The sequence below is a fragment of the Salinispora sp. H7-4 genome, assembly GCF_013416675.1.
Classification (GTDB): domain Bacteria; phylum Actinomycetota; class Actinomycetes; order Mycobacteriales; family Micromonosporaceae; genus Micromonospora; species Micromonospora vitiensis.
Map to the genome: position 1 here is coordinate 163119 of NZ_JABZED010000003.1, position 26303 is coordinate 189421.

At 69.2% G+C, this 26303-nt stretch carries 24 protein-coding genes and 1 pseudogene; 12 read left to right on the top strand and 13 right to left on the bottom strand.

Translation table 11 applies throughout. From position 1 onward, the window contains the following. Positions 1–19 precede the first annotated feature (19 nt). Both H0524_RS02690 and H0524_RS02695 read left to right on the top strand, forming a co-directional pair. Complete coding sequence (locus tag H0524_RS02690) at positions 20–355, top strand: DUF3817 domain-containing protein (protein WP_180197238.1); 336 nt, start codon at positions 20–22, stop codon at positions 353–355. Between the two features lie 179 nt (positions 356–534). After that, positions 535–1506, top strand: a complete 972-nt coding sequence (locus tag H0524_RS02695) for an NlpC/P60 family protein (protein ID WP_180197239.1) — start codon at positions 535–537, stop codon at positions 1504–1506. A 59-nt stretch (positions 1507–1565) separates the two neighbouring features. On the opposite strand, the gene H0524_RS02700 is transcribed toward H0524_RS02695, so the two are convergent. Then, positions 1566–2558: an RNA polymerase sigma factor RpoD/SigA gene (locus H0524_RS02700; protein WP_180197240.1), complete on the bottom strand. Its 993-nt coding sequence runs from the start codon at positions 2556–2558 to the stop codon at positions 1566–1568. A 322-nt stretch (positions 2559–2880) separates the two neighbouring features. Beyond that, entirely contained in the window at positions 2881–3693 is an 813-nt protein-coding gene (locus H0524_RS02705; protein WP_180197241.1) for a dTMP kinase, read from the bottom strand. 158 nt (positions 3694–3851) lie between these two features. On the opposite strand from H0524_RS02705, the gene H0524_RS02710 reads away from it, so the two are divergent. The 7 genes from H0524_RS02710 to H0524_RS02740 all read left to right on the top strand — a co-directional run bounded on the left by H0524_RS02710 (position 3852) and on the right by H0524_RS02740 (position 9256). Continuing rightward, positions 3852–4436: a nucleotidyltransferase family protein gene (locus H0524_RS02710; protein WP_018727768.1), complete on the top strand. Its 585-nt coding sequence runs from the start codon at positions 3852–3854 to the stop codon at positions 4434–4436. Further along, entirely contained in the window at positions 4433–4711 is a 279-nt protein-coding gene (locus H0524_RS02715; RefSeq protein WP_180197242.1) for a hypothetical protein, read from the top strand. The genes H0524_RS02710 and H0524_RS02715 overlap by 4 nt, the downstream gene beginning before the upstream one ends. A gap of 10 nt (positions 4712–4721) precedes the next feature. Continuing rightward, positions 4722–5498 (top strand): metallophosphoesterase, encoded by a 777-nt coding sequence (locus H0524_RS02720; RefSeq protein WP_180197243.1) that lies wholly within the window; start codon positions 4722–4724, stop codon positions 5496–5498. Continuing rightward, positions 5489–5632, top strand: coding sequence for a GPGG-motif small membrane protein (locus tag H0524_RS02725; protein WP_018216735.1), 144 nt, complete (start codon positions 5489–5491; stop codon positions 5630–5632). The genes H0524_RS02720 and H0524_RS02725 overlap by 10 nt, the downstream gene beginning before the upstream one ends. A gap of 202 nt (positions 5633–5834) precedes the next feature. Beyond that, positions 5835–7178, top strand: a complete 1344-nt coding sequence (locus tag H0524_RS02730; protein WP_180197244.1) for an ABC transporter substrate-binding protein — start codon at positions 5835–5837, stop codon at positions 7176–7178. Positions 7179–7245: 67 nt separating this feature from the next. Next, positions 7246–8298 (top strand): carbohydrate ABC transporter permease, encoded by a 1053-nt coding sequence (locus H0524_RS02735; RefSeq protein ID WP_180197245.1) that lies wholly within the window; start codon positions 7246–7248, stop codon positions 8296–8298. Between the two features lie 4 nt (positions 8299–8302). Then, positions 8303–9256: a carbohydrate ABC transporter permease gene (locus tag H0524_RS02740; protein WP_180197246.1), complete on the top strand. Its 954-nt coding sequence runs from the start codon at positions 8303–8305 to the stop codon at positions 9254–9256. Positions 9257–9268: 12 nt separating this feature from the next. On the opposite strand, the gene H0524_RS02745 is transcribed toward H0524_RS02740, so the two are convergent. The 10 genes from H0524_RS02745 to H0524_RS02790 form a co-directional block, all read right to left on the bottom strand. Then, on the bottom strand, positions 9269–10693 hold the full coding sequence (locus H0524_RS02745) for an MFS transporter (RefSeq protein WP_180197247.1): 1425 nt from the start codon (positions 10691–10693) through the stop codon (positions 9269–9271). 34 nt (positions 10694–10727) lie between these two features. Next, a complete protein-coding gene (gene xylB, locus H0524_RS02750; protein WP_180197248.1) occupies positions 10728–12188 on the bottom strand; it encodes a xylulokinase in 1461 nt (486 codons plus the stop codon). An 11-nt stretch (positions 12189–12199) separates the two neighbouring features. Beyond that, positions 12200–13387, bottom strand: a complete 1188-nt coding sequence (gene xylA / locus H0524_RS02755; protein ID WP_018727760.1) for a xylose isomerase — start codon at positions 13385–13387, stop codon at positions 12200–12202. A 145-nt stretch (positions 13388–13532) separates the two neighbouring features. Further along, entirely contained in the window at positions 13533–15008 is a 1476-nt protein-coding gene (locus H0524_RS02760; protein ID WP_180197249.1) for a sugar transferase, read from the bottom strand. A gap of 234 nt (positions 15009–15242) precedes the next feature. Further along, positions 15243–16973 carry a substrate-binding domain-containing protein gene (locus H0524_RS02765; protein ID WP_180197250.1) on the bottom strand — a complete coding sequence of 577 codons (1731 nt, stop codon included), beginning with the start codon at positions 16971–16973 and terminating at the stop codon, positions 15243–15245. An 84-nt stretch (positions 16974–17057) separates the two neighbouring features. After that, entirely contained in the window at positions 17058–18140 is a 1083-nt protein-coding gene (locus H0524_RS02770) for a lactonase family protein (protein ID WP_180197251.1), read from the bottom strand. Between the two features lie 165 nt (positions 18141–18305). Next, the gene (locus H0524_RS02775) at positions 18306–18905 is read right to left on the bottom strand and encodes an ATP/GTP-binding protein (RefSeq protein WP_180197252.1); all 600 of its coding nucleotides are present in this window, start codon (positions 18903–18905) and stop codon (positions 18306–18308) included. Then, complete coding sequence (locus H0524_RS02780; protein ID WP_180197253.1) at positions 18886–19269, bottom strand: DUF742 domain-containing protein; 384 nt, start codon at positions 19267–19269, stop codon at positions 18886–18888. The genes H0524_RS02775 and H0524_RS02780 overlap by 20 nt, the downstream gene beginning before the upstream one ends. Beyond that, positions 19259–19684 carry a roadblock/LC7 domain-containing protein gene (locus H0524_RS02785; RefSeq protein ID WP_018727754.1) on the bottom strand — a complete coding sequence of 142 codons (426 nt, stop codon included), beginning with the start codon at positions 19682–19684 and terminating at the stop codon, positions 19259–19261. Before H0524_RS02785 ends, H0524_RS02780 begins: the two co-directional genes overlap by 11 nt. After that, positions 19681–22098, bottom strand: coding sequence for a nitrate- and nitrite sensing domain-containing protein (locus tag H0524_RS02790; protein WP_180197254.1), 2418 nt, complete (start codon positions 22096–22098; stop codon positions 19681–19683). Before H0524_RS02790 ends, H0524_RS02785 begins: the two co-directional genes overlap by 4 nt. Positions 22099–22540: 442 nt before the next feature. Here H0524_RS02790 and H0524_RS25540 point away from each other — a divergent pair, with 442 nt between their 5' ends. Next, a complete protein-coding gene (locus tag H0524_RS25540) occupies positions 22541–23098 on the top strand; it encodes a hypothetical protein (protein WP_375371985.1) in 558 nt (185 codons plus the stop codon). Then, complete coding sequence (locus tag H0524_RS02795; protein ID WP_180197255.1) at positions 23095–23451, top strand: hypothetical protein; 357 nt, start codon at positions 23095–23097, stop codon at positions 23449–23451. The genes H0524_RS25540 and H0524_RS02795 overlap by 4 nt, the downstream gene beginning before the upstream one ends. Positions 23452–23577: 126 nt before the next feature. Here H0524_RS02795 and H0524_RS02800 read toward each other — a convergent pair whose 3' ends face one another. Continuing rightward, entirely contained in the window at positions 23578–25356 is a 1779-nt protein-coding gene (locus tag H0524_RS02800) for a glycoside hydrolase family 6 protein (protein ID WP_180197256.1), read from the bottom strand. 485 nt (positions 25357–25841) lie between these two features. On the opposite strand from H0524_RS02800, the pseudogene H0524_RS02805 reads away from it, so the two are divergent. Continuing rightward, positions 25842–26303: pseudogene (locus H0524_RS02805) on the top strand (hypothetical protein); the annotation flags it as partial.

Below are 26303 nucleotides of genomic sequence, written 5' to 3' on the forward strand. Positions count from 1 at the left end.
GTCGGAAGGACGGACGACGGTGGGCGCAGCCCTGACCCGGTACCGCGTGATCGCCTGGATCGTCGGCGTGGTGCTGATCCTGCTCATGGTGATCGGAATGCCGCTCAAATACGGCTTCGACTACCCGCTCGTGGTGGAGACGGTGGGCCAGGCCCACGGCTTCCTCTACATGGTCTACCTGGTAGCCGCCTTCGACCTGTCCCGGCGGGCCGGCTGGCCGTTGTCCCGCATGATCCTGGTGATGCTGGCGGGAACCGTTCCGTTCGTCTCCTTCTTCGCCGAGCGGCGGGTGAGCGGGTGGGTGACCGAGCAGGCCGCGACTCCGGAGCCGGTCGCCGACACCCCCGTCCGATAGAAGTTCACATACTTCCGTTCGGCAACAATCGCCTCGACTTCCCCTGCGGTTCACTCCTGCCCCGGGTTACCTTGTCCGGGCCGGCCCGCCCAACGCCGTCCGTCCGGAGGGCACGGGTCCGGCGCCGCTGGGGCCTCCGCCCCTACCCGGTGGCTGGTGGGGAGAAGGAGCCGTCGCACTTGCCGTCCATCCGGAAACGACTTCCCGCCCTCGCCGTCGCGGCGATCTCGGCCACGCTGGTCGCACCGGTCGCGCCCGCCCAGGCCGAGCCCTCCCCCGCCGAGCTGACCCGGCGGATCGAGAAAGCCTCCACCGAGCTGGAGCAGGTCGTGGAGGCGCACAACACCCTCGCCGAGGATCTCAAGGCGAACAAAGCCACCCTGGCCCGGTTGACCGCCCGGCTGGGCCCGCTGGAGCAACAGGTCGCGCGGAGCCGGGCCGAGGTCAACCAACTCGCGGTGGCCGCGTACAAGACCGGTGAACTCGGCACCGCCACCGCACTACTGCGCCCAGACGACGCCACGACCCTGGTCAACCGGCTCACCACCGTCGACCGACTCGCCCAGGAGCGGCAGAAACGCATCACCGCCGTCACTAACGACCAGCGGCAGCTCCTCGCGCAACGGAGCCGGCTGGAGGCAACCGTGGAGAAGGCGGCAGCGCAGGCCCGAGGGCTGGCCAGCACCCGCAAGCGGATCGAGCGCGACCTGGCCGACCTGTACGAGCTGCGCCGGCAGGCGTACGGCCGGGCAACCGAAGCCGCTGGGACCAGCCCGGACCAGGTCCAGACGGCACCATCGGTCTCCGGCGCGGCCGGGGTGGCGGTGCGGTACGCGTACGGGGCGCTGGGCAAGCCCTACCGGTGGGGCGGGGACGACGGCGCCGGGTACGACTGCTCGGGCCTGACCTCGGCGGCGTGGCGAGCGGCCGGGAAGTCGCTGCCGCACAGCACCCGCCGACAGTGGGAGGTGGTGGCGCACCTCAAACGCCACGACCTGAGCCCCGGTGACCTGGTCTTCTACCGCGGGCTGGGGCACGTCGCCCTCTACGTGGGCAATGGTCAGATCATCGATGCCCCCACCGCGGGGCGCAACGTGCTCAAACGCGACATGAACATCATGCCGATCGTGGGGTACGGCCGGGTCCGCTGACCAACACCCGCCCGGACAGCGCCGGGCCGGCGTCCCGACGGACGCCGGCCCGGCACCACTCAGGCTGCTGTCTGGAGCCCTTCGGCGCGGGCCAGCTCGCGCAGCCGGCCGAGCGCCTGAATCTCCAGCTGCCTGATCCGCTCCCGCGAGAGCGAAAAGCGGGAGGCCACCTCGGTAAGCGAGTGCTCCCGACCGTCCTCGAGGCCGTACCGGGCGCGCATGATGCCCGCGGACCGGTCGTCCAGGTGGCTGAGGAGGCCCTCGATGCGCTGCCGTTCCAGACCGGTGAGGACGATCTCCTCCGGCGACGGCGCGTCGCTGTCGGCGACCAGGTCACCGAGATTGGTGTCGCCGTCGTCACCGACCGGGGTATCCAACGACACGGTGTCCTGCGACCAGCGAACCAGCTCGTTGACCCGCTCGACGGTGACGCCGAGCGCCGTCGCGATCTGCTCCGGCTCCGGGTCGCTACCGAGCTCCCGGGTGAGCTGCCGGGCCATGTTCCGCATCCGGTTGACGTCCTCCACCAGGTGCACCGGCAGCCGCACGGTGCGCTCCTGCTGGGCGATCGCCCGGCTGATCGCCTGGCGGATCCACCAGGTCGCGTAGGTGGAGAACTTGAAGCCACGCTCGTAGTCGAACTTCTCCACCGCCCGGACCAGACCGGTGTTGCCCTCCTGGATCAGGTCCAGCATCGGCATCCCGGAGCGGACATACCGTCGGGCGATCGACACGACCAGTCGCAGGTTGGCCCGGATGAACAGGTCCTTGGCCCGCGCCCCGTCAGCGACCAGCCGTTGGAGTTCGGCGTTCTCGACGCCGACCGGGACGCGGTCCTCGTCGAGCAGATGCTCGGCATAGAGGCCGGCCTCGATCGCCTTGGAGAGATCGACCTCCGTGGCGGCGTCCAGCAACGGGGTCCGGGAAATCTCGTGAAGGTAGACGCCGACCAGATCGCGCTCCTCGGCGACCTCGTCGGTCCGCATGCCGATATTCTTGTCCACGTTACTCACGGTCCCCTCGCTCGCGCCGGTTGCCCGGTTCCTTGCCATCCCCACGTCCGCCAGCTCCCTCCCCGTACCTTCCGCTGCTGCTCATCGGCGCTGACACCTGCACAACAGTTGAGACGCGTCAGGGATTCCATTCCGTGAGTCGAACGTGTCACGAATGCCTGATAATTAGCTGAGAGAACGGTCCATACTTGCTGTCAGCACCTCAGGTGGCGGCCCGGAGCTGAGCACGGCGCCCGGCAGCTGGATCGACGGCCGCCGGTCCGGGCCAGGTCCAAGTCCAAGTCCATCGCAACACCACCCCGACCGCGGCACAGCGACCCGGGTCACCACCGAGCTGCGATCCTGGTCACGCCTGGATCTGCTACGGCGGCCCGGCCGGTTCATCCACACCCGTGGTGATACCCCACGCCCGGGTGAACAATCCGCGGGCCGTTTCCCTGCCGGGCCCGGGGGTCCAGCCGGCGGCCACCCCACCATTCGTGCCGATCACCTCAGACACCGGAACCCGAGCCGGCTCCGACGCGCCCAACCACCTGTGCAGGTGCTCCCTGATCTGCCGGGTCACCTCGTCCGCCGGACGGTCCGCGTCCACCAGTACGAAGGTGGGGTGCTCTGGCAGGCTCCGGTACGCGCGATCCGCCGCGATCAGGTATCGCATACTCTCGTGGTCAGTGCCGCGTCGCTCGATCCGCCGGTACGCCTCGGCGGGGTCAACAACCAGCAGAAACGTTACCTGCGGCCGGGGGAAGACCCGGTAGCCGAGCCGGGCCAGCCGCTCCCACCGGTGACCGCCGTGCGCCCGGATGCTCGCAAACTGGCAGGCGGAGTAGCGGTCCATCACCGCGACCCGGCCGGTCAGCCGGCGCACCAGTAGGGCGGCGGCGATGGCAAGCCAACGCAGCGCGGACTCTGCGACCAGAAGGCCGGCCCGCCCAAGGAGCCGCTGCGCGTCCCGCCGGCCCAGCCACCGCGCCATCCGGCCGAGGAAACGCCGGCCTCCGGCGTTGCGATGGTAGGTGGCGGGAAGCCCGATCGCGGTCAGTGCCGCGGCCAGCCGGTGGGCCTGCGTCGTCTTACCCGAACCGTCGATGCCGATCAGGGCGACGGCACGCAGTCGGGCCCTGCCGCGTCGCAGTCGGGCCCTGCCGCGTCGCGCCACCTTGGAATCGGCCACCCTGCACACGCTATCCGACCCATGCTCCCGCTCTTTCGGCCGATCCACCACCTTTGGTGGCAGCTGACGCTTTCCCGCCCGCGGTGCCAGGTGTGGCAGACCACGATGCCGGGTACCGACCTGACACCTCCTCCCGACCACCAGGAACGGAGAGCCAGATGGCCGAGCGCGGGGCCGAGACCCTGGTGCACACGTTGAAAAAGGTCGCCGCCGTGCTCAAGCAGCAAGACATCCCCTTCGCGCTCGGCGGCAGCTTCGCGGTCTACGCGCACGGCGGCCACTCCAGCGAACACGACGTCGACTTCCTGATCCGGGAGGCCGACGTCGAACAGGCCCTGGGCGCCCTGGTCGCAGCCGGCTTCCTCGCCGAGCGCCCGCCCGAGGACTGGCTGGTCAAGGTCATCGACGACGACCGCGTGGTGGACCTGATCCACCGGCCTGTCGAAACACCGGTGACCGATAAGACCTTCGTCGAGACCATCGTCCGGCCGGTGGACGCGATCCACATGCCGGTGCTCTCGGCGACCCAGCTGATGGTGCACAAACTCCTCAGTTTCTCCCAGCACCACTGCGACTTCACCCGGGGCCTGCCCCTGGCTCGCTCGCTGCGCGAGCAGATCGACTGGGAACGGGTATGCCGGGACACGCGCCACTCGCCGTACGCCGAGGCGTTCCTGGTGCTGCTGGACCGGCTTGAGGTGGTGGCGTACGCCGGCACCCCGGAACGAGAGGGGACACCGTGACCGAACACCAGGACGTTGCCACGCGACGGGCTACCGACGAGTACGTGGCAGCCGAGATTCACCGGCTCCTCGCCGAGGACCCCAACGTGGCCGAGCAGGGCATCACCGTGGTCCGCCGGGAGCTCGGCCTGGTGCTGCACGGCGAGGTGGAGAGCGTACAGCGCCGGGACGAGATTCTCCGCCGCGTCGCCGAGCACTTCCCGGAGCTGGCGGTCACCAGCGACATCGGGGTGGTCCGCGCGCACCCGCCCACGGAAATCGAACAACTGCCCTGAGGGAGACCCGATGGTGATCCGAATCGCCGCCGTGGGCGACGTGCATCTGGACGAGGACGTGGTCGGCCGCTTCCGGCCGGCTCTTGAAGAGATGCCGAACCACGCCGACGTGCTGCTGCTCGCCGGTGATCTGACCCGCCACGGCACCGAGGCGGAGGCGCAGTGTGTGGCACGCGAGTTCGGTGGCCTGGGGGTGCCGGTGGTGACCGTACTCGGCAACCATGACTACCAGTGCAACGAGGTACCACAGGTGGTGGAGGTGCTCGAGGCCGCTGGAATCACCGTGCTGGAGGGTAACGGGACGGTGCTGGACTGCGGCGGCAGCCGGCTCGGCATCGCCGGGGTGAAGGGGTTCGGTGGTGGCTTCGCCGGGCGGTGCGCCGCCGACTTCGGCGAACCGGAGATGAAGGCGTTCGTGCAGGTCAGCACCGAGAGCGCAGACGCGCTCAAGGCCGCCCTACATTCCCTCGACTGCGACCTGCTGGTGGCCCTGACCCACTACTCACCAGTGCCCGACACGCTGGCCGGCGAGCCGCCGGAGATCTATGCCTTCCTCGGCTGCTACCAGCTGGGCCAGGCGATCGACTCAGCCCCCACCACACTCGCGCTACACGGACATGCTCATCACGGGACCGAACGCGGCACCACCCCCGGCGGAGTACGGGTGCGGAACGTGGCACACCCGGTGATCAAACAGGCGTACAGCGTCTTCCACCTGGGTGAGCACCTCGAACCGGGCGAGGTTTCTCGGATGGGCAGCCTGGGTACCAGGCCGGCATGGAGCTGATTCTCTGGCTGATCTCGGCCGTCCTGGTGGTGGCCGGCATTCTCGCCCTGTTCCGGCAGCGGATCCTGTGGGGAGTCGTCCTCATCGTCGGTGGGCTGCTGGTCGGACCGGGCGGGGTCAACGCCATCAGCTGACGGTGGAGCGGAAGCACTCCCGGGTGCGTGGCTCAATGCGTGACCGGCCCGGGCCATCGCATCGACGTTTTCAGATCGTTACCCGCTCGTGTCGTCTTCGGGGTGGACCACACCAGCTGCAAACGCTTTCGTGTGGAGCATGCCCATCGGACCGGCGCCAGGTCTGTCGCACTGACCCGCGCCGGCCAGGAAGGAGGACGGCATGGCGGTCTTCGCCAGACCACGCCAAGCCTTCGTATTAGCTGGCGTGCTCGGCCTGGCCGTCGGCGCCACCGCCTGCGGTAGCGACGACGGCGACAGCGGCAGGGCCGATTCCCCAGAATGCGCGCCATACGAGCAGTACCAGGGCAACGGCGACACCGAGGTCTCCATCTACGCGTCGATCCGCGACGCCGAGGCGGACCTGCTCGAGCAGTCCTGGGAACAGTTCGCCGACTGCACCGGCATTGAGATCGACTATGAGGGCAGCGGCGAGTTCGAGGCACAGCTCCAGGTCCGGGTGGACGGCGGCAACGCCCCAGACATCGCCTTCATCCCACAGCCGGGCCTGCTGAACCGCTTCGCGCAGGCCGGCAAGCTCAAGCCGGCATCGGCCGAGACCAGGGCGATGGCCGAGGAGAACTACGCTGCCGACTGGCTGCAATACAGCACCGTGAACGGGGAGTTCTACGGTGCTCCGCTGGGCTCGAACGTCAAGTCATTCGTCTGGTACTCCCCGAAGATGTTCCAGGAGCAGGGCTGGTCGGTGCCGGCCAGCTGGGACGATCTGATCAAGCTCAGTGACCGGGCCGCCGCCGACGGCATCACCCCGTGGTGCGTCGGCATCGAGTCCGGTGACGCCACCGGCTGGCCAGCCACCGACTGGATCGAGGACGTGCTGCTGCGGACGCAGACCCCCGAGGTCTACGACCAGTGGACCACCCACGCCATCCCCTTCAACGACCAGCGCGTCGTGGACGCCGTCGATCGCGCCGGCACCATCCTGCGAAACGACACGTACGTCAACGGCGGCTACGGCGGCGTGAAGAGCATCGCCACCACCTCGTTCCAGGAGGCCGGCCTGCCGATCCTCCAGGACGAGTGCGCCCTGCACCGGCAGGCGTCGTTCTACGCCAACCAGTGGCCCGAGGAGAGCGAGGTCGCCGAGGACGGCGACATCTTCGCGTTCTACTTCCCGCCCATCGACCCGGCGCAGGGCAAGCCGGTGTTGGGGGGCGGCGAGTTCACCGTCGCCTTCGACGACCGTCCGGAGGTCCAGGCGGTGCAGATGTACCTCGCCTCCGGTGAGTACGCCAACGCCCGGGCCAAGCTGGGCAACTGGGTGTCGGCGAACACGAAGCTCGACCTCTCGAACGTGACCAACCCGATCGACCGGCTCTCGGTCGAACTGCTGCAGGACGAGCAGACGGTCTTCCGCTTCGACGGCTCCGACCTGATGCCCGCCGCCGTCGGCGCCGGAACGTTCTGGAAGGAGATGGTGTCCTGGATCAGCGGCAAGGACACCGCGGCGGCCCTGACCGCCATCGAGAGTTCCTGGCCCAGCTGATCAGCCCGCCCCGGTGGCCCGGCCCCACGGCCGGGCCACCGCCAGCCCACGCATCCCCGGAGGGCGGATGAACTTCGACCTCGCCGACGAGGCACCAAAACTCGCCATGTTGCTGTACGGGGTGGTCGCCTTCGTGGTGGTGGTCGGTGGCCTGCTGCTGCTACTCGACGTCGTCCCCACCCGGCTCGCCCGCCGTCGGCAGGCCCGGCTCGCCGCGACCGTCGCCGCCGGGACGCCGCTCGAGCCGGGCCGGCGCCGCTCCCGCGAGGGCCTGTTCGCCCTCTTCTTTCTGCTACCCACGGTCCTGATGCTCGGCATCGGGCTGGTCATCCCCGCGATCCGCACCCTCGTGCTGTCACTCAAGAACGGCGACAGCACGCAGTGGGTCGGGCTGCGCAACTACGGCTGGATGGTCGACCGGCCCGAGATCGTCGACATCCTGCGAAACACCGCGCTCTGGGTCCTCCTGGTGCCGCTACTGGCCACCTCGGTCGGCCTGATCTACGCAGTGCTCATTGACCGCGCCCGCCTCGAGGCCCTGGCCAAGTCCCTGATCTTCCTACCGATGGCGATCTCGTTCGTCGGCGCCGGCATCATCTGGAAGTTCATCTACGCGTTCCGGCCCGCGGGGGCAGACCAGATCGGCCTGCTGAACCAGATCTGGGTATGGCTCGGCGGCGAGCCCCAGCAGTGGTTGGCGAACCCGCCACTGAACACGCTGCTGCTGATCGTGGTGATGATCTGGATCCAGGCCGGTTTCGCCATGGTGGTGCTCTCGGCGGCCATCAAGGCCATCCCCACCGACATGATCGAGGCTGCTCGCATCGATGGCGTGAACGCCTGGCAGCAGTTCTGGCGGATCACCCTGCCGGGCATCCGGCCCGCCCTGGTCGTGGTGGTGGTGACCATCTCGATCGCCACGCTGAAGCTGTTCGACATCGTCCGCACGATGACGAACGGCAACTTCGACACCAACGTCATCGCGACCGAGATGTACAACCAGGCGTTCCGGTACGGGCAGACCGGCCAGGGCTCGGCCCTCGCTGTCGTCCTGTTCATCCTGGTCATTCCCATCGTCATCTACCAGGTACGCAGCCTGCGCCGGCAGCGGGAGGTATGACCCCGTGACCACCACCACCCCGACGCAGGCCGGAGCCGCGGCACCGCCGACGATCGCCGGCCGCGTCCGTCGGCGGCTCAACACCCGCTGGGCCACCGCTGCCTCAATCGTCATCGCGATTGTCTGGACCATCCCGACCTTCGGGCTCCTCGTCTCGTCCTTCCGACCCGAGGACCAGATCAAGACGACCGGCTGGTGGACGTTCTTCGCTGATCCACAGCTGACGTTGGAGAACTACGAGCAGGTGCTCTTCGGCCGTTCCTCGTCGGCCGGCCAGTTGGCCAGCTACTTCCTCAACTCGATCGTCATCACGCTGCCGTCGGTGTTGTTCCCGTTGGCCTTCGCGGCGCTGGCCGCGTACGCGCTGGCGTGGATCAACTTCCGAGGGCGGGACTGGATCTACATCGGAATTTTCGCGTTGCAGATCGTCCCGCTCCAGATGGCCCTGGTCCCACTGCTCAGCTTCTTCTCCCAGGGCATCGGTGTCGGCGGCATCGAGCTGCTGCCCGCCTGGAACCTCGACGACGAGCAGCGCTTCATCCAGGTCTGGTTCGCCCACACCTGCTTCGCGCTGCCCCTGGGTGTCTTTCTGCTGCACAACTTCGTCTCCCAGCTGCCCCGGGACCTGATGGAAGCAGCCCGGGTCGACGGTGCCACCCACCCCAAGATCTTCCGTACGATCGTGCTGCCGCTGATCACCCCAGCACTCGCCGCGTACGGCATCTTCCAGTTCCTCTGGGTCTGGAACGACCTGCTGGTCGCGTTGATCTTCGCGGGCGGCGGGGACGAGACCGCACCGCTCACCGTCCGCCTCGCCGAGTTGGCCGGAACCCGGGGCAACGAGTGGCAACGCCTCACCTCCGGCGCATTCGTCGCGATCGTCGTACCGCTGCTCGTCTTCCTATCGTTGCAGCGCTACTTCGTCCGCGGGCTCCTCGCCGGCAGCGTCAAGGGGTGACTGCGCCCCGTACTACATCCGCTTGGCGCGGGCGCGGAGCAGGACCCGCACCGCAGCGATGTCCCGTGGGGAACTGCGGGCGGCGAGCCAGTACATGATCCCGGTCGGCACGAAGAACAGCTGAAACGCGGCGAGCCCGACCGCGTAGTTCAACGGCGGCGGGAAGGCCGCCCGTAGCCCATGGAACACCACCCCGACCAGTCCGTTCCCGGTCGCTCGGCCGACCCCGTTGACCAGGTTGCCGAGACTGTACACAGTGCCGCGATGCTCCGGCGGGTTGACATCGGCGATCAAGGCGAACCAGTTCGGTGAGTTGGCCGAGGTCAGGGCGAGCGCCAGCAACGCCGTGAGCAGACTCAGCCCGACCGTCGGCTCGGTCAGCACACTCGCCAGCACCGCCCGGACGATGGTGCCCGAGCCGGCTCCGTCCGGCACGTCGATGCGAATCGGCACGAAGAAGAGCACCAGATAGAACGGCAACGCCGCGAGGATCCCGACCGCGGCGACCATCGCCCGGCCGGACGGGGTACGGCGTTGCAGCGCATCGCCGACCAACCCGCCCACGATGGAGAAGACCCCACCGAGCTGGAACAGGGTGGCGAAGACACTGCCCACCACGACCGCGGTGGCGGCCGAGTAGCCCTGCGCCTCGGCCCGTTCGGCGAAGAGCACCGGCAGCCAGACCAGCGAGCCGAACGCGGCCTGCGCGGTGAGCCCCTGCAGGATCAGCCAGCGATTAGTCCGCCGGCCCAGAATCCGCGGCAGGTCGGCCCGGCTGATCCGGTGATCGTACTCGGCGCCACCGGCCAACCGGTCGGCCAGCTCCGGTTCGCTCTGACCACGCTGGATGTCGAAGGTGAACAGGTAAGCCGCGGTGGCGAACAGCCCAACGACGGTGAGCACTAGGAACGGACGTCGCCAGTCCGCCGCACCGAGCAGGCCACCCACCAGGGTGCCGGCCAGCGTGCCGACCCCCTGGGACAGCCCCCAGAAGCTCATCACCAGACCCCGCCGGCGGGGTGAGATCAAGTCGGTGACCACCGAGAAACCCACCGAACCGACGGCGCCGAGCCCCACCGCGCCGACCACCTGGGCGGCCAGGAAGGTCGGATAGCTGCCCGCCACCGCACTGCCACCGGTGCCGAACGCCCAGATCAGCGTGCCGACCATGAGCAGCGGCTTACGGTTGGTGCGGTCCCCGACGTAGGCCCACCCCACCGCCGCCACCGCGCTGACCAGGAAGTTGGCCGCGGTGACCAGGCCGAGTAGGCGCCGTGACACCTCGAACGCGTCGGCGATCGAGCCATACAGCGGAGGCACCAGGCCGATCGCCACATTGTCCAGGGAGGCGAGCAGCACGAACACCACGACGCTGTAGAACCGGTGCGTCGGGCTGCCACCCCACGTCCGCACCGGCCCACCGGTGACCAAGGCCATACCGGCAGCCAACCAGGGCCGGCCCACCGTCCGATCACCGGGGTGACGACGAGGCGCCCCCGTGGTCGAGGACGTGCTCCCGGGCCTGCGCATACCGGGCCCGAATCGCCGGCACCGGGTCCGCCTCGTAGCTTCGTGACCCGGCCACGGTCCACCTCGGCGGCTGCGCCCCGCCCAGGACAGCCCAGGCGGCCTGGCGGGCGGCGCCGTCGGCGACGTACTCGCCCGGGGGCGGCACCACCACCGGCACCCCGAAAACCTGCGGAGCGACCCGGCGTACCGCGGCGGAGCGGGCGCCACCACCAACCAGAATCACCCGCCGTACGGCGACCCCCTGCGCGACGAGGGCGTCCAGGCCGTCGGCGAGCGCGCAGAGCATCCCCTCGACGGCCGCCCGCGCCAGATGCGCCGGGGTGGCGGTACGCAGCGTCAGCCCGTGTACCGCGCCGCTGGCTTCCGGCCGGTTCGGGGTCCGCTCCCCCGCCAGGTAGGGCACCAGGACCAGGCCGTCCGCCCCGGGTGACGCGGACAACGCCAGGTCGGCCAGCTCACCGAGGCCGACCCCGAGCAGCGTGGCGGCGGCGTCGAGCACCCGGGCCGCGTTGAGCGTACAGACCAACGGCAGGTATCGACCGGTGATGTCGGCGAAGCCGGCGACGACACCCGTCGGGTCCGCGGTCGGCTGGTCCGCGACGCCGCACACGGTTCCGGAGGTGCCGATCGAGACGACCACGTCACCGGGGCCCGCGCCGACCGCGAACACGGCGGCGGCGTTGTCCCCCGCGCCGGGGCCGAGCGAGACCTCCGGCAGCTCCGGGGCTCCCGCGAGCACGGACGGGTCGAGTCGGCCGGCCGACTCCACCGGACCGAGCACCCGGGGCACGGTCACCATCCGGCCGAACGCCTGCTCGAGCAGGTCCCGGCGGTACGTTGCGCTGGCCGGGGACCAGTAACCGGTACCACTGGCGTCGCTGCGGTCGGTGCTCAGCGCCGCCAGGCCGGGGGCGCCGGCGAGCCGCCAGGTGAGCCAGTCGTGCGGCAGGCAGACCGCAGCCACCCGGGCGGCGTTGCCCGGCTCGTGCCGGGCCAGCCAGCGCAGCTTGGTGACGGTGAGGCTGGCTACCGGCACCACACCCACCGCGTCCGCCCAGAACCGTCGGCCGGTGTCGCCGGCGCCCGCCTCGGCGACCAGGTCGGCGGCGGCGCCGGCGGAGCGGGTGTCGTTCCAGAGCAACGCCGGACGGACCACCGCGCCGGCGTCGTCAAGGCAGACCATGCCGTGCTGTTGCCCGGCGACCGAGATCGCCGCGACGTCGGCGAGCCCACCGGCGGCCAACACCGCCTCGCCCAGCGCGGACCACCAGGCCGCCGGGTCGACCTCGGTACCCTCCGGGTGCGGCGCCCGACCCTGGCGGACCAGGATGCCGCTCTCCGCGTCCCGAATGACGATCTTGCAAGACTGGGTCGACGAGTCGACTCCGGCGACCAGCCGCATCCGGCCCGCCCTCAGCGCGCGCCGAGCAGATGCTCGACCGCGAGTTGGTTGAGCCGGACGAAGTGGTAGCCGCGGGCGCCGGCAGCGGTCACGTCGTACTCCTCGAAGGCAGTACGGTCGGCGCGGAGCCCGGCATGGGTCTCGCCCGGGGCGAGGGTTGGTGTTGCCAGCTCACCCACCCGGCTCGTGGCCAGCGCCGCGGTCACCTCCGGATCCGCCCGGAACGCCGCAGCCCGCTCCTTGAGGAGCAGGTAGGTGCGCATGTTCGCCTCGGCCGAGGCCCACACCCCGGTCCGGTCCTCGGTGCGCGACGGCTTGTAGTCGAAGTGCCGGGGGCCGTCGTAGGCTGGCCCGCCCCCCGGACCGCCGTTCTCCAGGAGGTCGACCAGGGCGAAGGCATTGAGCAGATCACCGTGGCCGAAGACCAGGTCCTGGTCGTACTTGACCCCACGCTGGCCGTTGAGGTCGAGGTGGAACAGCTTGCCCTGCCAGAGCGCCTGCGCGATGCCGTGGGCGAAGTTGAGCCCGGCCATCTGCTCATGGCCGACCTCCGGGTTGAGACCGACCAACTCCGGGCGGGCCAGGGTGGCGATGAAGGCGAGCGCGTGCCCGACGGTGGGCAGCAGAATGTCGCCGCGCGGCTCGTTGGGCTTGGGCTCGATCGCGAACCGCAGCTCGTACCCCTGCGCCGCCACGTACTGGCAGAGCAGGTCAACCGCCTCGCGGTAGCGGTCCAGCGCGGCGCGGACATCCTTGGCGACGTCGTACTCGGCGCCCTCCCGACCGCCCCACAGGACGAAGGTACCCGCGCCCAGCTCCGCGGCGAGGTCCACGGCGCGCAGCGCCTTGCCGAGCGCGTACCGCCGGACATCCCGGTCGTTGCTGGTGAAGCCACCGTCCTTGAACACGGGATGGGTGAAGAGGTTGCTGGTGACCATCGGGACCACCAGGCCGGTCTCGTCGAGGGCCCGACGAAACCGGGTGAGGTGGGCGTCTCGGGTGGCAGCGTCCGCCCCGAAGGGGAGCAGGTCGTCATCGTGGAAGGTGATGCCGTACGCCCCCAACTCGGCGAGGCGGTGCACCGCCTCGACCGCGTCCAGCGCCGGCCGGGTGGCATCGCCGAACGGATCGCGGGCCTGCCAGCCCACCGTCCAGAGGCCGAAGGAAAACTTGTCGGCAGGGGTGGGACGGGGCGCCATGCCAGCCTCCGGGGTGTCGTCCGCCAGGTTCTGTGCCTTGGTCTACCAGACCAAGGCCAAAGACCCCCACCACGCGCAGCATCCGAAACCGCGGGGGCGAGCGGCGCCGGAACGCTCGGCGCACACGAACCAGTACGCCCGGCGGCTAGTACGCCCCGCGGCGGTTCACCACCGCGCCGAAGGTCTTCCACAGGATGGTCAGATCGGCGGCGAGCGACCAGTTCTCCACGTAGTAGAGGTCGAGCCGGACACCGTCCTCCCAGCTCAGGTCGGACCGGCCACTGATCTGCCAGAGGCCGGTCATGCCGGGCTTGACCAGCAGCCGCCGGGCGACATCGCCGTCATACCGGGCGACCTCCGAGGGCAGCGGCGGGCGGGGGCCGACCAGGCTCATCTGCCCGAACAGGACGTTGACCAGCTGTGGCAGCTCATCCAGGGACCAGTTGCGCAGCAGTCGACCGACCCGGGTCACCCGGGGGTCGTCCCGCAGTTTGAACAGCAGGCCGTCGGTCTCGTTCCGCGCCGCCAACTCCACCAGTTGGGCGTCGGCGTCGACCACCATCGTGCGGAACTTCCACACCCCGAACTCCCGGCCTCCCTGTCCGACCCGGGTCTGCCGAAACAACACCGGCCCCCGGCTGTCGACCAGCACAGTCAACGCAATCACGATCAGCACCGGCAGCAGCAGGGTCAGTGCGAAGAGCGCGAACGCCCGGTCGACCAGCCCTTTCACCAGTTTGCGGGCGCCCCGGAACTCCGGGGCCTCGACGTGGATCAGCGGTAGTCCGGCCACCGGACGGGTGTGGATCCGGGGTCCCGCGACATCGGTCAGTGCTGGTGCGACCACGAGATCAACCCCGGTGCTCTCCAGCTGCCAGCCGAGCCGACGCAGCCGGGTGGCGGTCAGTTCTCCGGAGGCGGTCACCGCCACGGTGTCGGCGCCGATGGCGGTGGCAGCCTCGGGGATGCCCCGAAACGAGCCCACCACGGGCACGTCCCCCAACTGCTGCGGGACCGGTGCGAGCAACACATCCGGGATGCACGCCCCGATTACCTGGTAACCCGCGTACGGCTCGCGCCGCAGCGTGTGCACCAACTCCAGGACATGCGCGGCGTCCCCGACCACGAGTACCTTCCGGGACCAACCACGGCCTCGGGCGCGGAACCGGTGCAACCTCTTGCGGGCAACGAAGCGGGCCAGCTCGAGCCCGACCACACCGGCGGCGAAGGAGGTGAGGAGGAACCCCCGGGGCAGGCCGACATCCAGGATCCAGCCCGCGATCACGACTCCACTGGCAAGGCGCAGGCTGGCCACACCCACCCGCCGATACTCGTCGGCGCCATAGCCGACGACCCGATCGTCGTAGCAGCGAAAAGCCTTGAGCGAGACCAGCCACGCCAGCACCAGGCCGGGCGCGAACACGACGTAGGGCAGCTCAGCGCCGCCGGGGGGCCCGACGCCGAAACGTGTGAGGTATCCGCCGAGAACGGCGAGGCTGAGCGCCACGGTGTCGAGCACCACCAGAGCCCGGAGGTAGGACCGCAGCGCGGCGCGAGTCCTTGGCGGGGACAGACCGCCCGCCGTTGACCGGCCGGATGTCAGCAGCGTCGCCGAGTTCACCGACCCTCCCCCACCTCACCTCGCCCCCGGGGACATGGCCGGAAACGGCCCGGTGGTCCGAGCCGAGGATGGCCTGGTTCCCGCCGGAACAACGACATCCTGCCCTGCGCATTATGGGCACCGAATGTTTCCGACGTATTACCGTCACTTTGCGCGGCGGCTGCCCGGCCGAGTCAGTCCCGCCGCATCGTTCCCGACGTTGCTGACAAACTCGCCGCTGCCCCTCGGGTCAGCTCAGGAGCCCGTCTCGCGCAGCGCGATGGCGTTCAGGAAGATGTCACCAATCTTGGTCGGATCCTCGGTGATGAAGGAGCCGCCGCCGGTAACCTTCGTGATCGACTCCAACTCTGCCTTGCTGACGTCCGCGCCGATCCCGATCAGAACCACCTGCACCGGCCGCTCCGGATCCTTGATCCGCTCCAGTTCGGCGACCAGTTGCTGCTGGCTGATGCCGTTGTCGTCGTCATTCTTACCGTCGGTGAAGAGCACGATCGAATTGACCTGCCCCTGATCCCAGTCCTCCTGGACCGCCTCGTACGCGGCGAGCACCGTGTCGAACAGACCAGTGTCACCGCGGGTCGGCCGGATCTGGGTCAACGCCGCTTCAAGCTCGCTCCGCTGACTACTCAGCGGGCCGATCTCGACCAGCCGCCGATAGTCCCGTCCGTTGCCCAGGTTGGTCGAGAACTCCCACAGCCCGATCTGCCAGCTGTCGTCGAAAAGGTGGAGCCCACGCCCCGCGGCATCAAGGGTGACCTGCTGGCGGCTCATGCCGTTGGCGCTCGCCACGGGTTCCCGCATCGAGCCGGAGACGTCGATGACACAGAGCATCCGGCCGGACTGGGTGGCGATTGACCAGCTGGAGACCGCTCGCTCGACCGCCAATAGGTCCAGGTCGCCGGTGGCGCTGGCGCCGTCGGCCGCCGGGCTCGGCGCACCTTCGGGCACGCTGAAGCCGGCACCCCAGGTACCGTCCGGCCCCCGTAGCGACAACGACGCCAACCGGTCCTTGAAGCTGGCCGTGGTGAGCACATCGAAGAGCATCCGGGCAGCCGCCGCCTTGGCCGACCCGACCCCCGGCAGCACCGCATACGGATAGTCCAATGGTGTCGCCGCCGGCGTTGGGTAGAGCGCGGCCAGCGGCACCGCGGGATTCCGGGCATTGTAGGAGAGCAGATCCTCCTCCGACAACGCTGCCGCGCCGAGACTACGGGCCATCGTGGTGGGGTCGGAAGAGGTGGGGAACTTCGCGAGCAGTTCCTGGCGCCGATCCGCACTGCTGGTGGACAACGCACGCAACGCGCCGACGGTTGCCGCCTGACCGCCCTCCCCGGCCGCGGCCGCGGCGCTCAACGCGAGTAGCCCGGAGAGACCGGCGGCATCCTGGGTCGGGTTCACGGTGCCAGCCTTGAGCGGCTCATCGTTGTTGACCTGGCCGACCAACGCGGACCAGGTGAACTCCTGCTCCGGCCAGCCAAGCTGGGAGGCGATCGGCTCGGGTACGCCCACGACCACCGGGCTCCGGGCGATCGATGCTCCGTTACCCGGGTTGAACTCGGACGCTCCACCGCCCTTCAACCGCAGCAGCCACGCCGACGAATCCGGCACCCAGACATCCGGGCCTACCGCGGCGCCGCTGACCTGACCCACCCCAGGGAGGATGGCACCGTGTTTGGCGGCGACGGTGGCGGCTATCCCGACCGGCTCGGACGCGGTCACGCTCACCTCAACGCAGGTGCCGCCAACGGCCGCGCCCGCGTTCTCCCACTCGGTCGCCGCGGAATCGACCGCCGGTGCCAGCTCAGTAGCGACCGCTACTGCCAGCTCGACCGAGCCGGAACAGCGCGGCGCCGCGAGCTGCCGGTAGCCGAAATATCCACCAGCAGTAACGACCAACACGCCGACGGCTGCGGCGACGCTGGCGACATGGATATTCGTTCGGTTGCGATGGCGGCCTGCAGACACGGGGTCATTTTCCGGCTGCCGGCGAGCAACGGCTACCTCCGATTAACTTTAGTTACGCAGAAGCAACAAATACCCCTACACTTACTACGCTACGTGAGCATGAGAACTCCGTGCGCCGTGCTCCTCCGTCCAGGGCAGGACACAGGTGGGGCTCCGGACCCCAACCGCCTCGTGAACCAGCGACGGCACGCCGGTCGCCGGGTTGACCCGGAACACGCCGATCAGGTCGGCCCGCTCGTCCGCGACATACAGGTTGGCACCGACCCGCGCGAAATGCCGGGGCCACTCCCCGCCGGAGTCCACCTCGGCGACCAGCACCGGCAACTCGCCGTCGAGCGCGAAGACAGCGATCGTGCCGACACCCCGGTTCGCGACGTAGAGGAAGTGCCCCTCCGGCCCGACCGCGACCTCCGAAGGTTGCATCGGCCCCGGCCGCCCGCTGGCCGGAACCCGGCCCCGGAAGCGCAGGGAAGCGTCACTGGTGACCTCGTAGGCCAGGACCGAGCCGTCCAGCTCCCCGACCAGCCAGCAGCGTCTTCCGTCCGGGTGCCGGGCCAGGTGCCGGGGCCCGACACCAGCGGCGATGTGCACCCGCGGAGCCCGTTCCACCAACCGCCCCGGCCCGGCGTCGAGCTCGTACCGGTAGATCGAGTCGGTGCCGAGGTCAACCGCGAGCAGCGGTCCTCCGTTTCGGCCCGGAACAACCATGTGGGTGTGCGCCCGCTCCTGCCGCTGCGGGTCCACGCCATGCCCCTCGTGCCGGACCAGGTCGGTGCGCTCCCCGGGCACCCCCTGCCGGTCAAGCGGGAGTACCGTCACGCTCCCGTCGCCGTAGTTGGCCACGAAGAGGTGCCGGCCGTCGTCGGCGACCGCAAGATGGCACGGATCGGCGCCACCGGTGGGCCGGCTGCCCAACGCGGTGAGATCCCCATTCGCGACAACCCGGAAGGCGCTGACCCCGCCGTCGGCCACCTCATTGACCGCGTACAGGACTGGCAGGTCCGGATGCCGGGCGAGGAACGAGGGCGCCGGGGTGACCGCGACCGTGCCGAGCGGCGTGAGCGCACCCGAATCCGGCTCCCGCTGAGCGACGACGATCCCCTCGCCATGCCCCCCGGCGCCCGCCGTGTAGCAACCGAGGTATACGAATGCACCCTGAACCGCCACCGGACCACCCTCCGCGCCGACTCCTCCGATCCAACCAGAGGTTCGTCCACGCCGCGGCGCGTCACGCCGGAAGGCCACAACACGGCTCCACGTCCGGAGCGGGCGCCACCCGGACTAATAGCGAAACCGCGGCGAGGCGGATGCCCCGCATCGGCCGGCACCGGGTCAGACCGGCACCGGTTCCCCGTGCTGCCGGGCCACATGTTCGACGAGTGCGATCAACACCTGCTTGCCGGACTGCCGGTCCCGGGCGTCACAGAGCAGCAGCGGCACGTCGGGGTCCAGGTCCAACGCCTCACGTACGGTCTCCAGGTTGAACCGGCGTGCCCCATCGAAACAGTTGACACCGACCACGAACGGAATCCCCCGCTGTTCGAAGTAGCCGATGGATGGGAAGCAGTCAGCCAGGCGTCGGGTGTCGGCGAGCACCACCGCGCCCAGCGCCCCGAACGCCAACTCGTCCCAGAGGAACCAGAACCGGTCCTGTCCCGGCGTGCCGAAGAGGTAGACCAGGAGATCTTCGTTGATGGTGATCCGACCGAAGTCCATCGCCACCGTGGTGGTGGACTTCGCCTCCACCCCAGCGAGATCGTCGGTGCCGACCCCCGCATCGGTCAGCATCTCCTCGGTCTGGAGCGGGCGAACCTCACTCAACGCGCTCACCAGCGTCGTCTTCCCCGCGCCGAAACCCCCGGCGATGAGGATCTTGAGTGCGATCGGGATGCGGGCCCCGGTTTGTGGAAGTTCAGAGCGCACGGAGTCCACTGACCACCGCCTTGAGAATATTGTTGTCGGGCAGGTACGGGCCGGCCGAGGGCTGGTGGACCGTCACCAGACCCCGATCCACCAAATCGCCGAGCAGCACCCGGACGACGCCAACCGCGAGGTCGAGGCCGGCCGCCAGCTCGGCTACCGGTACCGGCCGGGCGGCCAGCGCCACCAGCCGCAGGTGCTCGGGATGCAGGTCGAGGTGTACGGCAGGCTGCGCGTTCCGGTCGGCGAGGACGTACGCGACCAGGTCGAACCCGCCGGCCGCCCGAACACGTCCCCCGGTCAGGGTGTAGGGGCGCACCACCGGAACCGCATCGGCATCCAGCCAGTCATGCGGCCTGCCGGGCTCAGCCCACATCGCGTGGGCCCGCCGCTGGCCGGGCCGGGATGCTCATCTTCTCCCCCACCTGGGTCACCAGCATCGCCATCTCGTACGCCACCAGCCCGATGTCGGCGTCTGCGTCGCTGACCACAGCGAGGCAGGCGCCCTGCCCGGCCGTGGTCACGAACAGAAATGCCGATTCCATCTCGACGACAGTCTGCCGAACGGGACCACCGGTGACGTGCCGGCTTGTGCCCCGGGCCAGGCTGGAAAGGCCAGAGGCGAGAGCACACAGGTGCTCCGCATCGTCCCGTTCCTGCCCGGCGGAGGCCCCCAGCAGCAGCCCGTCGGCGGAGAGCACCACCGCCTGCCGGGCGGGCGGCACCCGCTCCACCAGTTCGTCGAGCAACCAGTCGAGATCAACATTCTGCCTGGCAGATTGCAGCATCACGCGTCCCTCTCAGCTGCGGTCGGGGGTTCGAGATCGTTCGAGGGGTCGACCGGCTGAGCGCCGGGTCCGACCTCGGACATTGGTACTCGGGCGGCGGCGACCCGACGCCCCCTCGTGGTGCCGGCTTGTAGCGCCGCCATAATCCGGCGGGTTTCCTCCGGTGAGCGGGGGGTCGGGTCCGACGACGGGGACTGCCGACCGTCCACGGCCAGTTGCCGCGCCATCTGCTCTTCCACCATCGGCCGGAGCCGCTGGGTCTCGGTGTTCGCCCCATCTGGCACCGCCGCGCCCATCCGGCTCCGCGGTGCCCCGGACGGGCGACGCCGAACCCGCCGCGGCAGCCCGTCGATCTCGCCGGCCACCTCGACGGGCGCCGGGCCGGCATCGGTCCCGGCCGACTCACCGGCAGTCGGGACCGGCGTACGGTCGGCGAGCGCCAACGGACCCGGCTCGGCGGGCGACCGACGCGGCGGCTCCCGCCGGACTGCCCGGGGCTCCGGACGCTCTCGCTCACCGCCACCCAGAGCCGCCGGCTCCGGCTCCTCGGTGACCAACTCGTCCGGGATGAGAACGACCGCGGTCAGACCAGCCGACTCGGACCGACGCAGCCGAACCCGTACCCCATGCCGGGCGGCCAGTCGGGCCACCACGAAGAGCCCGAGCCGGTCGGTCCGGGTCGGGTCGAACTCGGGCGACGAGGACAGCAGCGAGTTGGCGTCCGCCAACGCCTCCCCGCTCATGCCGAGGCCGTGGTCAGTGATCTCGAAGATGTAACCGTCGGCCCTGCGCACGCCGGTGACCTGGACCCGGGTCCCCGGCGGTGAGAACCTGGTGGCGTTCTCGATCAGCTCGGAGAGCAGGTGGATCAGGTCACCCACGGTCCGGCCGGTGAGACCTGCCGACTGCACGCCGCCGAGGTCAACCCGCTTGTACGCCTCGACCTCGGACAGCGCCCCCCGAATCAGATCGACCATGGCGACCGGGTTGCGCCAGCCCCGGCTCGGAGCTGAGCCAGCCAGAATCACCAGGTCCTCCGCGTGCCGCCGCAGCCGGGTGGCCAGGTGGTCGACCTGGAAGAGCTCAGCTAGCTCGTCCGGTTTCTCGGTGCGCCGCTCCATCCGGTCGAGCAGGGCGAGCTGGCGATGCACGAGCCCCTGGCTACGGCGGGCGATGTTGAGGAAGACCTCGTTGAGGCCACGGCGCAGGTTCACCTCACCCTCGGCGGACCGGATGGCGGTCCGCCGCACCGCGGTGAAGGCGCGCCCCACCTGGCCGATCTCGTCCGTGCCGAAATCGACCGGTGGCGCTTCCCGTTCCACGTCCACCGTCTCACCCTGGCGCATCCGCGCCACCAGCTCGGGCAACTGACGTTCCGCCCGTTCGAGTACGGTGTGCAACCCGGCTAGCCGGCTAGCCAGGGAACGGCCGACCCGAACCCCCACCACCAGGGAGACCACGACCGCGACGAGGCCCAGCAACCCGGCGGAGGCAAGCAACAGAAAGACGCGTATGGCCAGGGGCTTCGACCGATCGGCCAAGCCGTCGGCCTGGTTCAACTCGTACTCCCGCATCGCCTGCTGGACCGCGTCGTAGTCGGCCTGCCAGCTCGCAGCCACGATCGGCAGCCGATCGGCGGAGTTCTCGATCAGAAGTTCCTGCATCTCACCAAGTCGGCGGAACTCCGCCTGTTCGGTCAACTGCTGAAACGCGCTACGTTCCGCCGCCGGCAAGTCGGCTACCGCCGAATCAGCGAGGAACCGCTGGTTGGTGATCGTCTGCACGAGCTTCCGGTGCTCACCCTCGGCGAGGCTGCCCGCGACGAACGCCCCGGCCAACACGGCGTCGGCCTGACCGAGCAACTCGCGGGAGTGGCCGAGCGCGGTCACCGCCAACGCCTCCCGGTGCAGCTCGGGGTCCGGCAGCTCTGACAGCGCCGCGAATGCCTGGAAAGCCGACGAGATCATTCCGCTATAGAGATCAACGATGCCGGATGGGTCCGTCTCGCCCCGGTCGATCTGGCCACGCCCGTCCGGCAAATCATCCAGGGTGACGAGGAGCCGGTCCAACCGCACATCCAGCAGGTCGCTGGTGGCATCCCGAAGGTCGTCGCCGGCAGCTCGACGACGCAGTTCGGCGATCGCCTCGTCCGTATGCCTCCGCTGTTCATCGAGGCCGACCTCAGCAGACTCGGCAGCCAGGTACACGACCGAGAGCCGACGCTCGCGTTGCAGCTCGGCGACGACCGCCTCACCGGGCTGCCCAAACTCATTGAGGAGGGTACGGGCGGAGAGCAGGCTCTGTGCGGGTCCGAAGGCGAGCGTGGTGGCAAAGATCCACAGCGCCAGGAGCGCAGCTATCGGCGCCACCACCAATGCGGTCAGCTTGTAGCGGATCGGCCAGTCGCGAGTGTTCAATCAGGACCTCGCCCAGATCGTTGGGGGCTGCGGGGGGTGCGGCACACGCCCGGACAGCACCCGCCGGAACGCGCCCCAAATCGTACCGGGGCGCCAATGGCGGTCGCCTTGGGCAGGATACGGAATTTGCTCCGGTTGCACTACCGTCTGTCTCGGCCATGGACGTGACGGCCGGATGCCCGCTGGCCCGGGCAGCGCGGCGACCAGCACGTGCCCGCCCGCAAAACGGGCGGGCACGGCAGACCCCAGAGCGGCTGCCCTCGACGCTGACGACCTCAGCACACTGTCCATCTACCATCCACTTAATCCGGCACCGTATGCCGGCAACAAACCCGAATGGCCGAGTTCCTCAGGCCACCGAAAAGTGCGCCGGACCGGGATTGATGCGCTGCATCAGGTGGGATACCCAAGGCAGCGGAGGAGCCAGGTTGAGGAGTCGAGAATGCGCCAGGACGAGCAGCAGGACGACACTGAGCACCCGGAGGCCGCACCCGTCGCAGCCGCACCAACACGGCCGAAGGGTGGTCGACCGACGACCGGCGACGAAAACGACCAGCGCGTCGCCGCGGACGGGAATAGGGACGACCGGCCCGAGTTTCACCGACCCGCCCCGGTCCCGAGCGCCTTCGGTGCGCCCTCAGTTGGCGGGGCGGTCGCCGCGTCCGCGCTGGCCGGCGGGGCAGAGGAGGCTCCGGACGCGCGGGCCGAGTCAACCGCCAGAGCCGGCGACGGCGCCGTTGACATGGCGCGAGAGGGCTGGCGGGCGGACCCGACGGCCGAATTCCGCGGTGGCCCGGGATGGGTACAGCGGCGGGCCGAACGAGCTTCGGCAACTGCCGAGCCTTCCACCGCTTCGAGCCACCGCGAGCAGCGGGAGGACGGCGCGCCCCGAGCCGCCGGCTCCACCGCTGAGCAACGGCCCGATGCAGGTGGTATGGCACCCGATGCACGGGGTACGCGGGAAGGTAGCGCAGATACGGACGGGAGGGCGACACCATGACCGATCGGGACCGGTACCGACCGTTGGAGGAGAGCGCTGAGGTAGCCGCGGCGGTCGAGGATGACGCCGGCGCCCCCCAGCTGATGACCGGCGGGGGTGGCGACCGGAACACCCCCGCCTTCGCCGCCGCTGGGGAGCAGGCCGACAGCGGCGCGTCGACCGAGGACCTCCTTGGCGACCCGTACGACGCCGGGGGTGGCGGGGACGGCGTCCGCACCGGCGCGGAGCAGCCGTGGCAACCGGAGGATCTGGTGGCGGCACGCGGTCAGGACCTGACCCCGGAGAATGTTGAGCGGGCCCGCCGGGACCTGGTCGAGAAGGGCCCGGCGGCGATCGAACGTACGGTCCCCTGAGACGCAGCCGGCGGGGTCCCCGAGACGGAGCCGCCGGTGCCCCGGACCCGATCGAACTGATCGGATCCGGGGCTCGGGGAACCCCGCCGCCCAAGCGCCTCACAACCCCAGCGGCTGGGTTCCAAATCAGGGCAGCGGCGGATGGGCGTTCTGCATGAGCTGCTGGAACTGCGCCGGGAACCAGGCACCGGAGATCGGGGCATCGGGCAGGGCCCCGGTGGGGCTGAAGCCGTTCCGGGCGTTGCCCTCGTACGTCGGGTCGCACATCCGGTCAAAGCCCTTGCCATCGTCGTTCGGGATCTCCTCGCTGGAGCCGTCCGACTCGCCCGGCGGCTTCACCCAGACGTAGGCGTCGATTCCCGGCTCCGGTGCGGCCTGCGGCCGCTCGCCCAGGCCCGCGCCAGACTGGTTGCACCAGTTGCCGGCGTGGATTCGTCGATCAACCCGGCCACCGTCGACGTAACTGTCGACATCGGTCATCGGCCCGGGCCCGGCTGGCCGAGCGCTGCCACCCCAGCCGTTGCGGGAGGTGTCAATCAACATTCCCACCTCCGAGTCGAAGCCCTGGCCGACCAGTTCGTCCCGGAATGCCTGCGCGAACGTCAGCTCGTCGACGTACTGATTCCAGTCCACCCACGTGGACTGGCGGATCGTCTGACCGTTGACCGTGTCGGTGATCTGGAAGTAGGGCTCACGCAGGGCCGAGTAGTTGGCCGTGTTGACGATAAAGCCGTGCACGTCGGCGACCGTGCTGCCCGAGGCGGTGGCGGCATCCTTCAGGAGCAGGGCAACCGGGCTGAAGTTGGAGTCCCAGCCAATCCAGCCATGGTGGGCGGCGTCCACGTAGTTGTAGACGTTGCCGATCGCACCCAACGTGGCCAGTGCATAGCCGATGCCGTTGACGTAGGCGCCGTTCTCCTTGACCAGGTCACAGGTCGGGGTGGCGCCTGGGTTACCGCCGGTGTTGGCATGCAGGTTCGGCAGCGAGTCGATCTCGATGATGTTGATGATCCGGAGGTCCTGATACGCCGGGTCACTCTGGATTTCCGCGATCGGATCGATGAACTCAGCCTGGTAGCGGGGCAACTCATCCGGCGCCAGTTCACCGTTCGAGGCGAGTGCAGCGCAGTCCCGACCAGGTAGGTTGTAGACGACGAACTGGATGTAGTCCGCCCCCTGGCTCAACGCCTCGTCCAGGTGATCCCGCACGCCCATCGGTCCGTTGGACTGACTGTCGTCAGTGCCCTCGATGGCGGCGATCCGGTCGATCCAGACGGCGGTCGACGTATCCGAAACCCGGTTGCCACCCGGCACCGACTCGGCCTTGGCCTTCCACTCCGGATTCACGTAGCCCACCGCGTTCAGGTACGGGTTATCGACCCGGCTTCCGGGTGGGGCGGTGGTGGGAGGTGGGGTGGTCGGCGGTGCTGTGGTGGGAGGTGGGGTGGTCGGCGGCGGCGCCGTGGTGGGTCCGCCGCCGCCGCTGCAGGCCACCTCGTTGAGGGTGAACGATGTCGGTTTGGGGTTGCTACCACTCCACGAGCCGTTGAAGCCGATATCGATCGTGGCGCCGCTGGCTACCGAACCGTTGTACGACTCGTTCTGTGCAGTGACGTTCTGCCCGGACTGGCTATACCGGGCCGACCAGCCATGCACAACCTGCTGACTGCTGTTCGGGAAGGTAAAGCGAAGCGTCCAGCCGTCGAGCGCCTCCCCGGTGTTCTTGATACTGACGGAGGCGGTGAAACCGCCGGGCCAGTCATTCGTGGTATACGAGACCTCACACTGGGTCGCGGCGTGGGCCATGGTGACCGGCAGGGTCACCAACCCGCCTACGACCAGGACGCCCGCGCCGGCCAGCGCGAGGGACGGGCGTGGGCCGGTGAGTCTTCTCCACACATTCATGCCACAGATCTCCTTGGGCGAGACCGTTCCGCGGACGGCCCGACCGATCGACTCGGTGGATGCCGACGTGGACAGCCACCGATGCCAGCGGATACTTCCTGGGCCGCCCTGGACCGGGTGGTGGTCTTTGCAGACCTGCGATGCAGGTCGGTCGGACCGGCAGGATGATCGTCCGGCGAACCGGTTGCCCTCGATGCCCCTGCCGCTGCTGGTGTGGCTCCCTAGGTACGCCGATTCTCCCATGGGAGCGCTTCCATCGCAATCCTTCGACGGGATCGGCTCTGACCGCCACTCTCATAGGAATAAAGGTGCAAAACGTGGGAAGAGCACACCAGCTCATCAGACCGAAGGTCATCAAACCCTACATAGATCCTAAAGCCGGAAAATACGAAATTTCTCCTTCATAGGTTGTGAAACGGACTAACGTCTGCCCTAGCTCGGTTGTCACCGAGTTCAGGACAACAGGGGATGGAGTGACGCACGTTATGGCAAAGAAGCTGCTCGGGAAGGTCGTGGCAGGTGCGGCCCTCGGTGGCGCCTCCCTGCTCGTATGCGCGCCGGGAATCGCGGTCGCGGACGATCATCGCCGGGGTAATGAAGGCAGGGTCCAGGCCAAGCCGCATGCGGTCAAGGCCGGCCAGGAGGTCAAGCTAATCCAGTTCTGCCCGACGCCGCAGGAGCACGCCTATGTCTGGTCGAAGGTGACCGGCAAGGTCCCGCTCCGGCCAGCTGAGGACCGGCGGGACGGCAAGGACTACCGGGGCAAGGGCGGTCACGACTGGAAAGACAAGGGCTACGACTACAAGGGCTACGACTACAAGGGCTACGAGTCAAAGGGCCACGACTACAAGGGCGGCGGGGGCAGCGAAGCCCGCGAAGGCGAGTCCGAGGGCAGCGTGACGCCCAGCGAGGACGCACGAACCCGGCTGGAAGGCGCCAGCGCACCG